Genomic DNA, 17,246 nt, shown 5'->3' with positions numbered 1-17,246 from the left:
CTGGTCCCCCCCCCCCCTTAAATACAACGGGGCGGGCTCCCCCCCTTTTGGCGCCCCCGGGGGCGGGCCGGTTTGCCCCCCCCCCCACCCCGATCCGCTCCCATCGGCGTCCAACAAAAATGCCCTGTGGCAGGACTATAGATAATCCGATTATCGGCATCGGCCGCAGACGTTCCAACGGCAAATGCGGACGCTGAAAGTGTGCCGACGTTCAATCCTTCGAAAATCCTCCGATCCAGTACGACGCGGTGTTGACCGGATGTGAAGACATAGAGTGTGTCGATATTGGAACACCCGAGCGCAGTATCGAAAAAATAGGTATCGTTGCCCAAGCCGCCAATCGCGACATCGGTCCCCTCGCCACCGAATATCACGTCGTTGCCTGCTCCGCCGATCAGCGTGTCGTTGCCACCGAAGCCGAACAGGCCATCGTCGCCATCGCCCCCGCTCAGGTCGTTGGTCCCCTTATCCCCCGTATCTGATTGCACCGCGCCGCGGTCCTCGGCGCTCGCCGTGGTGACATGAAGTGTCAGCAAATGACCCAGCGTATCGACGGCCATGTTGATGTTGGACGGTTTGGCAAGGTCGTTGATCTAAGTCTCATGTCCGATAACAATGATTCCCGGACACAGTGCTAGCTCGTCTGGATCGATCCTGTCATAGCTGGATCATGGCGCACGAACGGCTCCTTACCGATGTGATCGCCCCGACCGTCGATGACGACAGGCAAGCGCTCCCGATGCCGATCCCTCTCCAGCCGACGCTGCCTGCGATCCTCGATATCAAGATCGAGCGGGCAGCGGCTTATGCCAAGGCGGCTCGGTCGACCGCGACGCGGCGCGCGTATGATTCGGATTGGGCGATCTTCACTGCCTGGTGCGAGGAAAACGGGTTGGCGGCCTTGCCGGCCTCACCTGATGTCGTGGCGGTGTTCGCGGCGGATCAGGCGGCAGCGGGGCTGAACCCGGCCACCATTAACCGTCGCGTCGCGGCGATCGGGCATCATCATCGTGCCGCAGGCTATCCTGCTCCAACCGCCTTGCCGAACGCCGGGCGGCTCACCGAGGTTCTTGCTGGCATTCGCGCCGAACACGGCGGGGCGAAGCGCCGCAAGGCGCCGGCGGACGCCGCGGCTTTGCGGAACATGTTGGCCGCGATCGAGGGGGATGGGCTGCGCGCAACCCGGGATCGGGCAATTCTGGCGATCGGGATGGCGGCGGCCCTGCGGCGGTCGGAGATCGTGGCGCTGGAGGTGGGGCATGTCGGGATCGTGTCCGAGGGTCTGAGGCTGACGATCGCACGCTCGAAGACCGATCGGGCCGGCGAAGGCGCGGTGATCGCGATCCCCGAAGGCACGCGGATCCGTCCCAAGGCGTTGCTGCTCGCCTGGATGGCGGCGGCCGGGCATGGCGAGGGGGCACTGTTCCGACGGCTGTCGCGCAAGGATGCGTTGACCGACGCGGCCATGTCCGACCGAGCGATCGCGCGATTGGTGCAGACCCATGCCGCCGCGGCGGGATATGATCCGACGCAGTTCGGCGGGCATTCGCTCCGGGCGGGGTTCATCACCGAGGGCGCGGCACAGGGCGCGACGATCTTCAAGCTGCAGGAGGTCAGCCGGCATAAATCGGTACAGGTCCTGTCCGATTATGTGCGCAACGCTGAGCTGTTCAAGGATCATGCCGGACAAAGGTTTCTCTGACTCGCATGTGTCTATGTGTCTATGTGTCGACAGTCCGACATGGCGACGCAGCGATCGGTGATGCGGACGCCCTTACTGCGTTGCCATCGGCGTGATCGGCAGCGAGCGATCGGCGTCGGGATGGTCGAGCAGCCGGAGCAGGATTTGCGAGACGAGAGGAGGCGGCACGCCTTCGTCGAGCATCATGGCGAAAAATGCATCGTCGTTGGGCGTTGGTATCATGCCCTCGATCACGAGATTGGCGCGGGAGTCCGCCATGTCTTCCTGCCATAGGGCGATTTGCGCCGGCGTGCCGCGGACGAATTCCATCGTTCGCACCTCGGCGCGGATCGCCTCGATATCGAAATCGCTCATGGGGCCTCTCCTTCCAGTCGAAGCAAGGTCTGCGGACCGATCATCGCTTGCCCGGATGCCGCCCTGCCCGTTGGGGAAGCACAAGGATAAGCAGCGCGATCGTGACGCCCAGTACGATGTTGGCGACGGGGCGGTCGAACGCAAGCCCACCCTTGGTGACAGGCTTGTCGAGAAAATCGCCGACCGTCGCCCCCAGTGGCCGCGTCAGGATAAAGGCCGCCCAGAACAGGATCACGCGGGAAACCTGAGTGCGCAGATAGAGCGCGGCGATTACCATCAGCGATCCACCGAACACGAGCGTAGCCCCGGAATAGCCGAGGCTGCCGTCGGCGATCCAGTCGCCGAGCGCGGTGCCGAGGGTCTGCGACAGGGTGATGGTGATCCAATAGAAAGTTTCCGCGCGCGGTCCGACGACGGTATCGACCGCGACGCTGCCCAGCGTCCGATACCAGGCGAGGAGGGAGGCAAGCACACAGCCCAGTATTAGGAGCGAGCCGCCCGGATAACCGGTGCCGAGCGAACGGGTGGCGAAGTCGGCGAGCGTGGTGCCGGTGGTCGTTGAGGCAATGATCGTGGCCCAATAGAGCCAGGAGTTGAACCGTCGCGCCCTGATCTGCAGCCAGACCAGCCCGACGAGCAACAGGCCGAAGATTGCCGTGCCAATAAGATAACCGTTGAGCCCTGATTGACCGGCATTCGGTGTCGTCTCGCCGAGCCAGCTCATCGATACGGTATCGCCGCCTGTTTCACCGAGGGTCGTGGCCAGAATCTTGATGACCCAGAAGCCAAGCGTCACCGCCGGAACCTTGGTCGCCGCGTCCGTAAGATCGTCACGCGTCAGAGGGATTCAGCCCCGGGCGTAGTATCCGCATCCTGTTCGGCATCGAACGCCCGTTTCCCACGCCGCTTCCACAACGCCAGAACGGAGCTGCCATCATCGCCCCGGCCCCGCGCCGCAACGTCGAGCAGTGCACCATAGATCGTCGCGCGATCGTCGTCGGTGAGATCGACCAGTCCGGCCTTTTGGACGAGGCCGCCCAGTTCGATCAGGTGACGGGTGCGTTCGCGACGCGCCAAGACCCAATCTCTATTGTCCGTTCGCCGATGCGCTGCTTCCGTCCGCAGTCTCGCTGCGCGGTTCAGCCTTAGCGCCCGATCCGTCGTCTGCAGCATTGCCGCCACCCTTGCGCCGGCGCCGTTGAAAGAACGCCGCGCCCTTCGCGCGCCATGCCTCCTTCACGTCCGCATCCTTCGATCCAATCGCATCGAGCAACACGCCCGCGAGGATTTCGGCATCGAGGGCATCGGCACCAGTTGCGGTCACGAGCTGACCAAGCTGTTCGATCCGCTTTGCCTTCAGCGCACGAGCCTTGTCGCCCAGTGCCTTAAGCTCGGCATCATAGTCACGAACCTTCCGCATCGCCTCACCCTTCCGCGTAACGGCCGGCAATATCATACCATCCCGGGCGTGAGGGTAAAGCCGGACGCATCGAAAAGAGCCAGTAAGTCAGTCAGGAGATGCAAAGCAGATCGTGAGTGCGCGCTTATACGTTGTTGCCGACGTGCGCTAAGGCGTGCATCATGATAGTTGCGATGGCGATCTATCATTTCAGCGCAAAGGTCATCAGCCGCGCCAACGGCTCCAGCGTCGTGGCGTCTGCCGCCTATCGCTCCGCTTCCGAGCTGCCCGATCAGCGACTGGGACGATCGCACGATTTCTCGAACAAGACCGGCGTCATTCATTCCGAGGTGATGTTGCCGCAGGACGCACCGGAGCGTTTGCGCGACCGCATCACGCTGTGGAACGACGTTGAGGCGGGCGAGAAGCGTAAGGATGCGCAGCTCGCTCGCGAGGTGGAGTTCTCGATTCCGCGCGAGATGAACGAGCAGCAGGGCATCGCGCTCGCCCGCGATTTCGTCGCCGAGCAGTTTGTCTGCCGTGGAATGGTCGCGGACCTCAACGTGCATTGGGACAAGGCGAAGGACGGCAGCCCGAAGCCGCACGCGCATGTCATGCTGTCGATGCGCGACGTTGGACCGGACGGATTCGGGCGGAAGAACCGTGACTGGAATGCCCCTGCGCTTCTAACGGTGTGGCGCGAGGCTTGGGCCGCGCATGTCAACGAGCGCATGGTAGAGCTAGGGCTAGATGCACGGATCGACCATCGCTCCTATGCCGATCAGGGCATTGAGCTGGAGCCGCAGCACAAGATCGGCCCGGCCGGAAAGCGTCGCCTGGAGCGCGGCGAGGATGCCGAGCGTGCCGAGGATCACCGGCGCATCGCGCGGGAGAATGGTGAGAAGATCATTGCTGATCCGCGCCATGCGCTGGACGGCATCACCCGGCAGCAATCAACCTTTACCACTCGCGACCTTGCCACGTTCGCGTTCCGTCATTCGGACGGCAAGGAGCAATTCGACCGGGTGATGGCGGCGGTGCGCGCCAGCCCCGAGCTGGTTGCGTTGGGGAAGGATGGCCGCGACCAGGAGCGGTTTACCTCCCGCGACATGATCGCGACCGAGGCACGGCTGGAAAAGGCGGGCGATGACCTGGCGCGGCGTGGCGAGCATAGCGTGTCCGAGCAGCAGCGGGCCGGAGCGCTGAAGGCGGCGGAGCGGCGGGGGCTTACACTGTCCGGTGAGCAGCGCGACGCCTTCAACCATATCACCGGGCGGGACGGTTTGGCGTCGGTCGTCGGCTATGCCGGCACCGGCAAGTCTGCGATGCTGGGCGTCGCGCGCGAGGCATGGGAGCGCGAGGGCTATCAGGTGCGCGGCGCGGCGCTGTCCGGGATCGCGGCCGAGAATCTGGAGGGCGGATCGGGCATCCAGTCGCGCACCATCGCCAGCCTGGAGCATGGCTGGGCGCAAGGGCGTGACCAGCTTGGACCCCGTGACGTGCTGGTGGTCGACGAGGCCGGCATGATCGGCACCCGCCAGATGGAGCGAGTGCTGTCCCATGCCCGGGATGCAGGCGCGAAAGTCGTGCTGGTCGGTGACCCCGAGCAGCTGCAGGCGATCGAGGCGGGCGCGGCGTTCCGGTCGATCGCCGAGCGGCATGGCGCAGCCGAGATCACCCAGGTTCGCCGGCAGCGCGAGGACTGGCAGAAGGAAGCGACGCGGGCGCTGGCGACCGGCCGTACTCCGCAAGCGCTGAATGCCTATGCCGCGCACGGCATGGTCCATGCCGTGGACACTCGCGACGCTGCACGTGCCGAACTGGTCGACAGTTGGGATCGCCAACGGCGGGCCGATCCCGACCAGACGCGCATCATCCTCACCCACACCAATGCCGAGGTCCGACAGCTGAACGTGGAGGCGAGAGACCGGCTTCGCATGACCGGCGAGCTGGGCGAGGACGTGGCGTTCGCGACCGACCGCGGGCATCGCGACTTCGCCGCGGGCGACCGGTGCATGTTTCTGCGCAACGAGCGATCGCTGGGCGTGAAGAACGGCACGCTGGGGACGATCGCGCACGTCACGCCGGAGAGCATGACAGTGCGGCTCGACGGCGGGCGCGAGGTGACGTTCGCGGCGAAGGATTATGCGGCGGTCGATCACGGCTATGCCGCGACCTTCCACAAATCGCAGGGCGTGACGGTCGATTGTGCGCATGTTCTTGCGACACCCGGGATGGACCGGCACAGCGGCTATGTCGGACTGTCGCGGCATCGCGAGGGCGTGCAGCTCCATTACGGCCGCGACGACTTTGCCGATCAGGGCAAGCTCGCGCGTGTGCTGTCGCGCGACCGCGGCAAGGACATGGCGGGCGACTATGCGCCCGAGCGCAGCGAACAGGACCATGCCCGCGCCTTCGCCGATCGGCGCGAAATCCGGTTCCCGGAACGCACACGCCAGATGGTGGAGAAGGTGCGCGACATGGTTCGGGATGGCGCGCGCGGCATGTTCGCGGGGTTCCGGCCGAAGCCTGCGGTCGAGCGTGACGGAGCGGCGATCGGCACCGACCGTCCTGACCAAGCCAAGGCAATCCGTGACTATGCCCGCGTTGCGGCCGACGTGCGGCGGATGCAGGCACGGGACCTGCCGGTGCTGCCGCATCAGGACACTGCGGCACGGCGCGCGATCGCGGCATTGGATGCGATCCGCCCCTATGCCGCTCGCGACCTTGCGTCCGCGATGCAGCGCGAGCCTGGGCTGATCGATCAGGCGGTGAGCGGCCATACGGATGGGGCGGTGCGGGCGATGGCCGAGGAACAGCGCGTGCGGCTCGATCCTGAGGCACGCGCTGATCGGTTCGTCGCCGGCTGGCAGGCGATGCAGCGGCAGCGTGCCGGGCTCAAGCGAAGCGGCGATAGCGCCGGCGCCGAACGGGTGCAGGCGCGGATGGAGACAGAAGCGGCCGGGCTCGCCCGCGATCCGCAGCTCGAATCCGCGCTGCGCCGTCGCGCATCGGAGCTGGAGCTGGACATGCAACGCGAGCGCGCGATCGGTGACGCGCTGATGCGATCGATCGAACCGGGCCGGAACCGCGACCGGGGTATGAGCCGGTAGGGTTTCGTGCCGTCGTGCGGAAAGAGGGGGCAACATGGACGAGGGCGAATACGAACGGGATGCCGCGGCGGAAGCGTTCGAAGGCGTACGCGGCGAACTGGCGTTGCTCCGGCGCGCGATCGAAGGGATCGCGGCGCGTGACGATCGGCCTGAATCGCCCGACTATAGCGAGACGCTGGGGCAGATCACGAAGCTTGCGACCGCCACCTACCAGCGCGCGGAAATCTTGCGGAAGGCAACGGAGGAAGAGACGGTCGCACGTCAGGTCGCCGCCCGGATCACCGGGGCTGTCGCCGAGGACCGGCAGGCAGTGAAGACCGCAGCCGGCGAGCTACGCGATGCGACGCGTGCCTTGCAAGCCGTCACCGTCTCGGCACGGCGCAGTGACGAGCAGAACCGCTGGCTCGCGTGGACCGCGATCGGCGGGATCGTCGTCGGCATGATCGTATGGGCGGTATTCGCCGGCATCGTCGCGCGTGCCGTCCCTGCGGGCTGGCAATGGCCCGAGAAGATGGCGGCGCGCACGCTCGCCATGCCGATGTGGGAGGGCGGACAGCGCATGATGCGGAGCGCCGGGCCCGAGGCGTTCGCGAATATCGCGGCGGGCGACCGGATCGTCACCGCTAATCGGAACACTCTGGAGGCATGCCGCAAGCGCGCGGACAAGGCGCGTAAGCCCCTGCCCTGCACGATCACCATGTCGCCCGCCCTGCCTGCTGATACGCAGCGCTAGGCCTGTGATCAGCGGGCGGGCGGTCATCGCTAGTGTTTCAGGCTGCCCCCGTTCAGTCGCAGGCGAGATGCCGGGCGGACGAGGCGTCCCCAGCGTGGTTGCGTGGCACCGGTGAGCGTGTCGGCAAGGCGCGCGCGGGCTGGCGCGGACAGTCGTGCCCACGCCGTCTGCTCGCGTAGCGTCAGCGCGTAGAGTCGCCAGCCGCGGTTGCTCATGCAGGTTTCGATCGGGTCGTCAGGTGTGACGGGCGGTACGTCTTGGGCGGTGCCTATCGGGGGCGTGAGCCTGCGGTCCTTGACCACCGCCGGGCCGGTATCGGCCATCGGTTGGGTGGCGATCGCCAGGCAGCGGGCGAGGTCGGCGTCGCGGGTCGCGACACTGGCGCCGGGGCGGTTATAGAAACGCGCCGGGAGGGTCGTCAGCAGGGGATCGGCCCGGGTCAGCGCCAGGGCGGTCAGCAGGGCGACGGGCATGGGCGGCTTCTCCTCAAGCGGTTTATTTGATCTTCGATGAGCGGGGGCTGACTGGATTGCCCCGCCTTGCTTCAGCGAAGCAACCGCGGGTCGAAGCGGAACGGGTCCGTCCCGACCACCCTCACCCGCTTCATGTCCGCGTGGCGCACGTTCAGCAGCAGGTTCGCCTCTTGGGGCACGACGACGCTGCGCACCCGCAGGCCCAGCGCCTGGCTGGCGTCGAGGAAGGCGTCCCCCGTCTGCCGACAGGCATCGGCATCCGTCGGCGTGCCGTCCAAGCTGTGGAGCGTCGCATCATCGGGGACGTCGATCGCCAGCAACACCATGTCGTCGGGGATGAGATCGGGCGGCAGGTCGAGGTGGACCAGCACCTCCAGAACCGCGAGGCTCGGCGTAGCGGCAGTATAGACCATCGCCCGTCCCGGCGAATTCCACCGTCCGCCCCACATACGCGCGCCCTCGCCGTCCAGTGCGGCATGCGCTGCCTTGCACAGGCGATGGACGATCACGCCGCGAGGCCGTGCGCGATCTGCCCCAGCAGCGCCTCCACGGCGCGCGCCCCCTGATCCGTGTCGGTCATCGCGAGCGGCGTTTCGCCGTCGAGCGCACGATTTTCGCGCGTCAGCCAGGCATGCGCCTTGTCCGGGTCGGCGAACGTCTCCTCGGCCGCGGCGACTACGCTCACCACGCGCACGATCCGGTCGGACTCTGCCGGATCGAGCGGCTGGGCCGCGTCCTGGCGTCGCTTGAAGGTCCGCCGGTTGAGGATCTGCGGGTCGAGCGCGCTGAACGTCAGCCGGGAGGCGCGCAGGAAATGATCTACGGCCTGAGTCGGCAGGCCGCGACGGACCAGCCGCATCACGTCGCGCTCGTTGTGCAGCGGCCCCGTGTTCGCCTCGCCCCCCAGCAGCGTCTGTATCCGTCCTACCGCACTCATGCCTGTGCTCCGCATTTTGCCGGATTGTAACCGGCAAAATGTAGATAGGCATCGCGCGTGATGGCAGCAAGTCAGTGCGTCGAATGACGGCGACGTTCTGATTTTATGCCATTCCAAGGCGGGTGTCGCGGCAGGCCCCAAACGACAAAGGGCGGCGGATACATCGACCCGCCGCCCCCGTCATGCCGTGTCGCGTTCGATCAGAACGACAGCTTCAGGCCGCCGCGATAGGCTTGGTTGCGCACGTCGCTGCGTTCGAAGGTCGTGTCGGCCGACAGCGACAGCGTCGCATTACCGGTGCGGTAGGAGAGGCCCGCCGACAGCTCGCCCCAGTCGCGGTCCTGCGTGGCGACGCGGAACGGCGTGCGCAGCGGGGTGCCGCCGGCGAAGCCCGCCAGGAACACGTTCGACCGGTCCTGGAAGTCGTGCACGTAATAGGCCGAGGCGAACGGGCGCAGGCCCTGGGCATTGCCGTCGAGCTGCAGGCCGGCGCGGGCCTGGATGCTGCGATAGCTGTCCTTCGACGTGGCGAGCGCCGGGCCGGTGCCGGTTTCCGCGGTCGGCGTGAAGTCGATGCGGTTGGTGCGTACCGCAACGCGCGGGCCGAAGCGCAGCGCCTCGCTACCGGCATTGTAGGTCGCGCCGATTTCGCTCGACAGCGCCAGCGCGTTGTCGCGAGCGCGCAGGTCAAAGGCGGTGCCCAGGAACGTGCCGGTGCGGCGCGTGCGCGACTGATAGACGCCGGCGCTGGTCTGCACGTCGAGCGAGGGACCGAGCGAGCCACCGATGCGGCCGTACAGCGTGCCTTGGATCAGCTCGCCGCGCGCGGTCTGGCCGGCGTTCGGCTTGCCGTCGATCTTGGTGTAGGAGAAGCCGAAGCCCAGCATGCTGCTGTCGTCGACCTTCGCCTCGATCCCCGCCGCGACGTAGAAGCCGTCGAACCGGTCACGCCCGGTCTGCGGCACCGTGCCGGGCATCGATGCGCTCGACCCGTCGAGATAGCCGCCCGCCAGATAGACTGCGGCGTTTTCGGGCAGGACGTTTTCCTGCAGCGTCGTCGCCGGCGTGTCGCTGACCATCGCGGCCTGGCCCGGCATCGCGATCTCGTTGGCGGCGAATTCCATCGGCTTGCCGATCATCGCGATCGAACCGCCCTGGAACGTCTCGGGCGCCATCGCCGAGATGCGCTCGCGATAGAAGCGCGCCATATTGTCGGTCGCGACGGTGCCGATCGCGCGCTTGGTCGTCTCGGCGCGCGGCGCCAGGCTTTCCAGCGTCGCCTGGATCGTCGATGCCGACTGGAGGTCGAGGCCGCCATAGATGCCCAGCAGCGAATTATACGCGGCCGACCGGTTGCCATCGAGCAGGCGGGCATAGGCCATCTGCACCGGCGTGTTGGCGACGACGCTGGTGTACGAGCGCGCTGCGACGCTCGCGGTGACCGCGGTCGGGCTATAGCTGAGCAGCGGATACAGGATCGCGCTGAACGACGTGGTGTCGCCGAACGTGCCGGTGACGCCGTTGGTCGCGGTCAGGATCGTGTAGCTGTCGCCGAAGCGCGGATCGCGTGCGGTCGGTCGCAGCGTCACCGTGCCGCCGCTCAGCACCGCGCGATTGGTGGCGATTAGGTCCGACGTGCCGGGAAGGCCGACGTCGACCAGATACTGGCTGCCGGCCGCGAAGGTGGTGGTGCCCGTGACGGTCAGCGTGCCGATCGCGCCGACGTTGCCCGGTGCGACGATGCCGCCGCTCGCCGCGGTCAGCGAGGCGAGGCTGCCGGTGCCGCCGATGGTGCCGCCCCCGGTCGCGGTCAGTGCCGAACGCGTCAGCGCGCCGTTGACGGTCAGCGTGCCCTGTTCGACGCGGGTCGCGCCGCTGTAGCTGTTGCTGCCCGTAAGGATCAGCTCACCCCCGCCGCGCTTGGTGAGGCCGCCGATGTCGCTCGGGAAGCTCGCCAGCACTTCGGCCGAATAGCGGTCGCGCGCGTCCTGGATGTTGTTGCTCCAGATGTCGACGCCGCCCGTCGCCACGGTGACCTCGCGCGTCTGGCGTAGCGCGGTGGGGCCGGCCAGCGCGACGTCCATCTGCGGCGCGCCCCAGCCCGACTTCAGATCGACGCCCGGCGTGTCGAGATCCTTCGAGCTCGAGACGAGGATGTCGGAGATGAGGCCGGTGTTGTAGTTCGGGAAGCGGCTCATCAGCACGGCCGCGAAGCCGGACACGTTGGGCGCCGCCATCGACGTGCCGGTCAGCATGCCATAGCCCGGGCCGGTGATGGTCAGGTATTGCTTCATGTCGGCCTGCAGCTGCGCATTGGCTTTGGTCAGTACGAGCTTCGAGAAATCGACGCCGAGGATGTCGGTGTTGGCCGAGACGATGCCGGCGATGCGGCTGGTGTAGCCGTCGGGATCGGCGCTGGTGAAGCGCGCGCCATAGGCGAGCGTGATGCCGACCGCCTGCTGCGCGAGGAAGGTGCTTTCCGCATCCAGGTCGAACTTCGTGCCGGCCTGCTGCGCGGCGAACTGGCGGTTGAGATAGCCGTTGAGGACGTTGATCCAGGCGTTGACCGCCGCATTCTGCAGCGCGCTCAGCGTCGCGGCGCTGTAGATCGTCGGATACATGGCGCGCGTGTACTTGGCCTGGATCCCGGCGCGATCGAGCGTCGTGACGTTGAAGGTCGAGACGATCTGGCTGCCCGGCGCGGCGACGCACCAGGTCGCAGTCTGGCCGCACAGGCTGGAGCTCGGATCGGCGCTGCCGCTGGCCTGGTAATTGACCACCGACAGCCAGTTCGAACGCAGGCGCAGGTCGTTGAGCGGCGTCACCGCATCGAGGCTGGCATGTGCGCCCGCGTCGTTGCCGGCCGAGAAGACGACGAGCACGTCGTTCTTGAGGACGGGGTCGTAGAAACCGTTGAGGGTCTGCGCGAAGGTCGACCGCGCCTGGGCCAGCGACAGCGTGTAGGGCGCCGAGGTGCTGACGCCCCAGCTGTTGTTGATGATCCGGACCTTGCCGGTGTTGGCGAGGTCGACGATGTTCTGGCGCGGCGCCGAGACCGTCGTCGATCCGTCGATGCCGACGTCACGCGCCCACAGGAAATCGCCGGCCGAGAAGTTGATCGTCGCGGCCAGGATATTGGCGCCATAGGCGTTGCCGAACATCACGCCATTGGCGGTGCGGTTGCCCGCGACGGTGCCGGCGACGTGCGTGCCGTGGTAGCTCCACGGCGTGCGCGGATTGATCTGGCCGTCGTTGCCATAGCCGGACGGGGCCGCGGTGCGCAGGCCGGTGATCTTGCCGGTGCCGGAGAAGGAGGGATGGCTGAACAGCACGCCGCCATCGTTGACGCCGACCGTCTGCCCGGCACCGTTGAGGCCCAGGACATAGGCATATTCCATGCCCATGAACGCCTTCGAATAATCGACCTTGAACTGCGCGTCGTTGCGCCACGAGGCGAGCGCGGCGTTATAGTCGGTCGTGCGCGTGCCGTTGGCCATATAATAGCCGCCCGACGGCGGAGGCGGGGGAGTGCGGGTCTGCGCCGTGGCTGGCAGTGCGCTGAGTACCGTCCCCAGAGCCAGAGCGGACAACGCCAAACGCAACGACGCACGATACGACTTCACGGCCATGTAGATTCCCCCGGATCGGACGCCGCGGCGTCCGTCTTATGTCGGTGACACTCTTGTCATTTTACCGGGCATGGCAATGGGGTTGCCGGTACGGCGCACAGGTTTTGCACTATGGTGGCATTATCGCCACAGCTCACATGTCCACTTGATGATGCTTTTCCTGTGAACGATTTCGTCATATATCGTTCTGGAGGAGATTTGATGATGGCGACCGCCCTGCCCTCCCGCGATTCAGGGGTCGGTTCCGGCTGAGGGCGAAATGACACCCTAAGGGCTGGGGTCCTTGGGCCACAGGTATTCTCCGGTGAGGAGGATGTGCGCCCATCCGAGCGGTGAGACATGGGCGAGAAGATGGTCGGGGGTATCCAGCCCTTCGCGTCGTCGGGCTTCGACGGCATGGCCGAGGTGCAGGGTGTTCCAGTAGACGATGATGGCGGTGAGTAGGTTGAGTCCGGCGATCCGGTAGTGCTGACCCTCGGTGGTGCGGTCGCGGATCTCGCCTTGGCGGCCGATGCGCAGGGCATTCTTCAGTGCATGGTGCGCTTCGCCTTTGTTGAGGCCGACCTGCGTTCGGCGCTGCATGCCGGCATCGAGTATCCATTCGATGATGAACAGCGTCCGCTCGATCCGACCAACCTCGCGCAGTGCGGCTGCCAGATCGTTCTGGCGCGGATAGGCGGCGAGCTTGCGCAGGATGCGGCTCGGCGCAACCTGCCCCGCGCTCATGGTGGCCGCGCAGCGGAACAGGTCGGGCCAGTTGGAGACGATCAGCCCCTCACGCGCCTTCCCGCCCACCAGCGGTCGCAGCTCGCTCGGTGTGGCGTCCGGATCGAACACGTAGAGCCGTTTGGACGGCAGGTCGCGGATGCGCAGCACGAGGCGGTAGCCGAGCATGGCGCTGGTCCCGAACAGATGATCGGTGAACCCGCCGGTGTCGGCGTACTGCTCCTCGATCCGTCGCCCGGCCTCGTTCATCGTCAGCCCATCGAGCAGATAGGGTGCCTCGCTGACGGTTGCGGGGATGGTACGCGATGCGAACGGCGCGAAGCGGTCGTTGACGTGAGTATAAGCCTTGATGCCGGGGTCGTTGCCGTAGCGGGCATTGACCGTGTTCATCGCCTCGCCCTGCCGCGCGGCGGGGTAGAACTGGCCATCGGCCGAGGCAGTGGTGCCCATGCCCCAGACCCGCGCCATCGGCAGCGCGCCTTGCGCGGCGACCACGTTGGCCAGCGCCTGGTCGATCGCCGCGCTTTCGACATGCCAGCGTGCGAGACGGGACAGTTGCCAGTAATCATGGGTGTTGGACGCCTCGGCCATCTTACGCAGGCCCAGGTTCAATCCCTCGGCGAGCAGGACGTTGAGCAGGCCGATCCGGTCGCCACACGGAACACCGGTGCGCAGATGGGTGAAGGCGTCGGTGAACTCCAGCGCAGCGTCCACTTCGAGCAGCAGGTCGGTAATGCGGATGGGCGGCAGGCGACGGTAAAGGTCCAGCACCAGGTCATCGATCCCGTCCGGCGCATCGGCGGCCAGGCGATCGATGCGCAGCGTCCCGTCCTCGATGCTGCCTTTCGGGATCGTACCGTTGCGCGCGGCGCGACCGAGCCGGGCGAGGCCATCGGCGAGACGGGCCTTGCGGTCCGCGAGCCAGACATGCGGATCGGACGGTACGGCCAGCTTCGCAGCATGCGCGACTTCCATCGATACGAGGACGTTGCGAAGGTCACCGTACCGGTGCGAGCGGTCGAGCCAGATGTCACCCGAGCGCAGCGCGTCGCGCAGATGGAACATGACCGCGACTTCCCGGAGGCGCGCATCATCGTCGCCCTTCGCCCGCAATTGACGCCGCCATTTGGAATGTGGGCGCAGGAAATCGTCGGTCGCCGGGAGCGCGTCTTTGGTGGCGATGGCGATCACCGCGTCCAGCAAGGGGCGCGCAGCCGACGCGGCTTGGAGATGGAGGCAGCGCAGCATACGCGGGGCATAGCGACGGAAGCGGTGATACCCCTGATCGACATGCGCCAGCGGATCATCGCCAAGCGTGTCCGTCAGAACCCTGGCCGTCGCGACGAGGCGGGAGAGATGGTCCCATCCCGCCGCACGCGCGACCGCATCCTCCAGCGACGCGCCGTCGCCATGCGCTTCGAGCAGCGACTGGCCAAGCGCAGTGAAGCCGCTCAGCGTCGCAGTGACCCCACCTCTGGTTTCCGCGGCGCGTACGTCATGTAGCTGCTTCGCCTCGCGCCAGGTGCGCCCGACGATCCGGTCATGCGTCTCGATCACCGCATCCGCGGTCGCGGTAGCCCACTCGATGATGCAGACCGCGAGGATGGCGCGACGCCGGTCGGCACCGAGATCGCGCAGGCCATCGGCGAAGTAACGTTCGCCCTGTCGGCGCAGCCGGGCGACGCGATGCGGCGGGACGTCGCCGAGCAGGCGGGCATCGAGGTTCATCGCACGCAGGAACTCAAGCCGGTCGAGCAGTCGATTTGCCGCGGCGGAATTGTTGCCCGGCTCGATCCGGCGCAGCCAGATGAAGCGACTGATTGCCCCCGGCAGCATCTCGGTCGTCAGCCGGTCGAGACGGGTGCAGGCGACAAGATCAAGGCGCGATGCGATGCGCTTCTCGATGCCGCGTTCGGCCGCGACGAGCGCATCCGCGCACAGGCGCTCGATCGTCGTGATCGCCGGCAGGATGGTCATGGTATCGCGGCAGCGGGAGATGAAGCGCCGGGCGAGATCGTCGTTCGAGTGTGCCTGCTCGGCTTCGGCGAACAGCCAGTCACGGAACGTCCGTGCCGGCGCGCCCTGACCACGAAACGTCCTGTATCCGTAGATGGAGCGCAGCACCTCCATATGTTGCTGGCGGGTCTGGCGCCGGACGGCGTAGTGGACGAGCACGTCACCGGCGATGCCGAGCTGGGCGCCGAGGAAAGCGGATACCGCGAGCGGGATCACCTCGCCCGGCACCAGCATTCGTCCCGGATAGCGCAGCGCGCACAGTTGCAGCGCGAAGCCGATCCGGTTTTCCGGTCGGCGACGCCGGTCGATGTGGATCAGGTCGTCGTCCGCCAGGATATAATGCCGTAGCAGCGACGCTTCGTCGGTCGGCAGGTCGAGCAGCGACGACCGCTGCCGGGCGCTCAGGATATGGCGTCTCGGCATGCGGCTTTGTCCCTGTTGAACAGAAGTCTGTTTTGGACAACACTGACCCCACGCAGATCAAGGCTTTTCGAGGCCTAATTCCAGAAGGGTTCAATTGGGACAGCGCGCCGCCATCTACGCCAGGGTCTCGACAGCCGACCAGTCGTGCGAGCGGCAGCTTCGCGACCTCGCCGGTTTTGCCGAGCGTGGCGGCTATGAGGTGGTCGAGGTCTTTCGAGAAACCGCCTCGGGGATGAAGGCCAACCGATCGGCACGTGCCGAAGTGATGAAGCTGGCCCAGGCGCGCCACATTGATGCGATCCTTGTCACCGAACTCAGTCGTTGGGGGCGCTCGACGCAGGACCTGCTCGATACGCTCAACCGGCTGTCGGGCTGGCGCGTGTCGGTGGTCGCGATGAGCGGCATGACCTTCGAGGTCGATACGCCGCACGGTCGTATGATGGCGACGATGCTCGCAGGCATTGCGCAGTTCGAGCGCGACATGCTCAGCGAGCGGGTTCGCTCCGGCCTCGCCGCGGCACGGGCGCGGGGTCGGAAACTCGGGCGGCAGACCGGCGTCCGCCCGAAGTCGGATCGGCTTGCCCCCAAGGTGCTAGCCCTTGTTGCCGAGGGGCGCAGCTATCGCTGGATAGCCCGGGACCTCGGCCTCAGCAAGAATACTGTCGCCGCAATCGTCGGACGCTCCAGGGCGGACATGGATCACAAGGTCGAGGTGGCGGCATGAGCGTCGCGCCGGATGTCGGACGAAAGCACAGGATGAAGACCGCCGCGCTTGGATGCATTACGTACCTGGCGATTGCAGGCTTCGTCTTCGGTAGCTTGCTGAAGCCAGTATTCCTCGCGACGATCTGGTCAGATAGACTGGGCGCGCCTCACTGGCTCTGGATCGTATCCGCTTGCTTCGCGGTCGGAGCGACCAGCTTTTTGATACCGGCTCGGTTTTCGATCGTTCGAGGCCCCATTTTTGTAGCGGTGGCGCTGGCGGGCTCTCTACTCTCAGTCGGAGCTTATGCGGATAATCTGAGATTGAAGGCGTTGAACGAGTTCGGTGCTGACCGGCAAACCCAACACTCGTTTTTAGAATCGGTCCGGCATGCCCCGGAAGAATTTCAGTTCTTCCTGCATACCGCCGTCATGAAGCACTGCGTGCCATATGCATGGAGCTATCGAACGATGAACTTCTATCGCATACCTTTGAGGGCAGCGGTCAACGTCATGCCTGCAAGGTGGCTGACGGAATGTTCTATCCATCGAGAGTGACGCAGTTTGTGATCAATGGCAGCCGCGGCGACGGCAAGGACAGCTATTCCCTTAGGGTGTCATTTCGCCCTCAGCCGGAACCGACCCCTAGATCGCGAAGCGAGCGCGATAACCTGTCGAGCTTCCACACCACGAACACGTCGCCGGCCTTCAACGCGCCGATCGCGCGCGCCAGCTCGGGGCGGTCAGCTCGGCCGCCCGATGCCTCCTCCTGGTAGATAGGATCGCACCCGGCATTGCGGAGCGCGCGAAGCTGCGGGTCTATGTCCTGGGAGTCGCCTCGGGACACGCGGGCGTAGCCGATTTCCATGCCTTCATTTCTGGCACGGGGTTGTGACACCTGCAAACCCTTGGAAACGCTGGGTGTGGCTTTCAGCGGTAAATGTCACGAATGTCAGCACTAGGTGACGCCGATGACGAGGGTGCTGCGGGCGGCTTCCACGACATCCTCGCTGATGGTTGCGAGGCCGTTGATCTTCAG

Annotated in this window: 15 protein-coding genes and 1 pseudogene; 5 read left to right on the top strand and 11 right to left on the bottom strand. The window is 66.1% G+C overall.

Annotated features, from left to right (window positions below):
• Positions 1 to 17: 17 nt before the first annotated feature.
• Positions 18 to 560 (bottom strand): hypothetical protein, encoded by a 543-nt coding sequence (locus ACP7A3_RS17790; protein WP_426294709.1) that lies wholly within the window; start codon positions 558 to 560, stop codon positions 18 to 20.
• Between the two features lie 179 nt (positions 561 to 739).
• Between ACP7A3_RS17790 and ACP7A3_RS17785 the strand changes: the two genes are divergently transcribed.
• Entirely contained in the window at positions 740 to 1,702 is a 963-nt protein-coding gene (locus ACP7A3_RS17785) for a site-specific integrase (protein ID WP_426256786.1), read from the top strand.
• Positions 1,703 to 1,774: 72 nt separating this feature from the next.
• Here ACP7A3_RS17785 and ACP7A3_RS17780 read toward each other — a convergent pair whose 3' ends face one another.
• Genes ACP7A3_RS17780 through ACP7A3_RS17765 form a run of 4 tightly spaced genes read right to left on the bottom strand, consistent with a single transcriptional unit; the run spans position 1,775 to position 3,476 of the window.
• Positions 1,775 to 2,056 carry a hypothetical protein gene (locus ACP7A3_RS17780; RefSeq protein ID WP_375292759.1) on the bottom strand — a complete coding sequence of 94 codons (282 nt, stop codon included), beginning with the start codon at positions 2,054 to 2,056 and terminating at the stop codon, positions 1,775 to 1,777.
• A gap of 40 nt (positions 2,057 to 2,096) precedes the next feature.
• Positions 2,097 to 2,897 carry a hypothetical protein gene (locus ACP7A3_RS17775; protein WP_426256794.1) on the bottom strand — a complete coding sequence of 267 codons (801 nt, stop codon included), beginning with the start codon at positions 2,895 to 2,897 and terminating at the stop codon, positions 2,097 to 2,099.
• On the bottom strand, positions 2,894 to 3,133 hold the full coding sequence (locus ACP7A3_RS17770) for a conjugal transfer protein TraD (protein ID WP_375292760.1): 240 nt from the start codon (positions 3,131 to 3,133) through the stop codon (positions 2,894 to 2,896). The genes ACP7A3_RS17775 and ACP7A3_RS17770 overlap by 4 nt, the downstream gene beginning before the upstream one ends.
• 10 nt (positions 3,134 to 3,143) lie before the next feature.
• On the bottom strand, positions 3,144 to 3,476 hold the full coding sequence (locus ACP7A3_RS17765; protein ID WP_375292761.1) for a conjugal transfer protein TraD: 333 nt from the start codon (positions 3,474 to 3,476) through the stop codon (positions 3,144 to 3,146).
• Between the two features lie 173 nt (positions 3,477 to 3,649).
• On the opposite strand from ACP7A3_RS17765, the gene traA reads away from it, so the two are divergent.
• Positions 3,650 to 6,568, top strand: a complete 2,919-nt coding sequence (gene traA, locus ACP7A3_RS17760; RefSeq protein ID WP_426256795.1) for a Ti-type conjugative transfer relaxase TraA — start codon at positions 3,650 to 3,652, stop codon at positions 6,566 to 6,568.
• A gap of 34 nt (positions 6,569 to 6,602) precedes the next feature.
• A complete protein-coding gene (locus ACP7A3_RS17755; protein WP_426256787.1) occupies positions 6,603 to 7,301 on the top strand; it encodes a DUF6118 family protein in 699 nt (232 codons plus the stop codon).
• Between the two features lie 29 nt (positions 7,302 to 7,330).
• Here ACP7A3_RS17755 and ACP7A3_RS17750 read toward each other — a convergent pair whose 3' ends face one another.
• The 5 genes from ACP7A3_RS17750 to ACP7A3_RS17730 all read right to left on the bottom strand — a co-directional run bounded on the left by ACP7A3_RS17750 (position 7,331) and on the right by ACP7A3_RS17730 (position 15,505).
• Positions 7,331 to 7,774, bottom strand: a complete 444-nt coding sequence (locus ACP7A3_RS17750; protein WP_375292763.1) for a hypothetical protein — start codon at positions 7,772 to 7,774, stop codon at positions 7,331 to 7,333.
• Positions 7,775 to 7,845: 71 nt separating this feature from the next.
• On the bottom strand, positions 7,846 to 8,283 hold the full coding sequence (locus ACP7A3_RS17745) for an RES family NAD+ phosphorylase (protein ID WP_426256788.1): 438 nt from the start codon (positions 8,281 to 8,283) through the stop codon (positions 7,846 to 7,848).
• Complete coding sequence (parS, locus tag ACP7A3_RS17740; RefSeq protein ID WP_375292765.1) at positions 8,280 to 8,711, bottom strand: type II RES/Xre toxin-antitoxin system antitoxin; 432 nt, start codon at positions 8,709 to 8,711, stop codon at positions 8,280 to 8,282. The genes ACP7A3_RS17745 and parS overlap by 4 nt, the downstream gene beginning before the upstream one ends.
• A gap of 200 nt (positions 8,712 to 8,911) precedes the next feature.
• Entirely contained in the window at positions 8,912 to 12,340 is a 3,429-nt protein-coding gene (locus ACP7A3_RS17735; RefSeq protein ID WP_426256789.1) for a S8 family serine peptidase, read from the bottom strand.
• A 267-nt stretch (positions 12,341 to 12,607) separates the two neighbouring features.
• Positions 12,608 to 15,505 (bottom strand): Tn3 family transposase, encoded by a 2,898-nt coding sequence (locus ACP7A3_RS17730; protein WP_426256790.1) that lies wholly within the window; start codon positions 15,503 to 15,505, stop codon positions 12,608 to 12,610.
• A 94-nt stretch (positions 15,506 to 15,599) separates the two neighbouring features.
• Here ACP7A3_RS17730 and ACP7A3_RS17725 point away from each other — a divergent pair, with 94 nt between their 5' ends.
• The gene (locus ACP7A3_RS17725; protein ID WP_053556453.1) at positions 15,600 to 16,229 is read left to right on the top strand and encodes a recombinase family protein; all 630 of its coding nucleotides are present in this window, start codon (positions 15,600 to 15,602) and stop codon (positions 16,227 to 16,229) included.
• 32 nt (positions 16,230 to 16,261) lie between these two features.
• The gene (locus tag ACP7A3_RS17720; protein ID WP_066529988.1) at positions 16,262 to 16,765 is read left to right on the top strand and encodes a hypothetical protein; all 504 of its coding nucleotides are present in this window, start codon (positions 16,262 to 16,264) and stop codon (positions 16,763 to 16,765) included.
• Positions 16,766 to 16,853: 88 nt separating this feature from the next.
• Here the strand turns inward: ACP7A3_RS17720 and ACP7A3_RS17715 are convergent.
• Positions 16,854 to 17,075 (bottom strand): annotated as a pseudogene (locus tag ACP7A3_RS17715) (recombinase family protein); the annotation flags it as partial.
• Between the last annotated feature and the right edge of the window lie 171 nt (positions 17,076 to 17,246).

It is taken from the genome of Sphingomonas sp. DC5200-1 (assembly GCF_049897245.1).
In the GTDB taxonomy this organism is placed as follows: Bacteria; Pseudomonadota; Alphaproteobacteria; order Sphingomonadales; family Sphingomonadaceae; genus Sphingomonas; species Sphingomonas aquatilis.
This window is presented reverse-complemented; position numbering and strand designations above follow the sequence as displayed.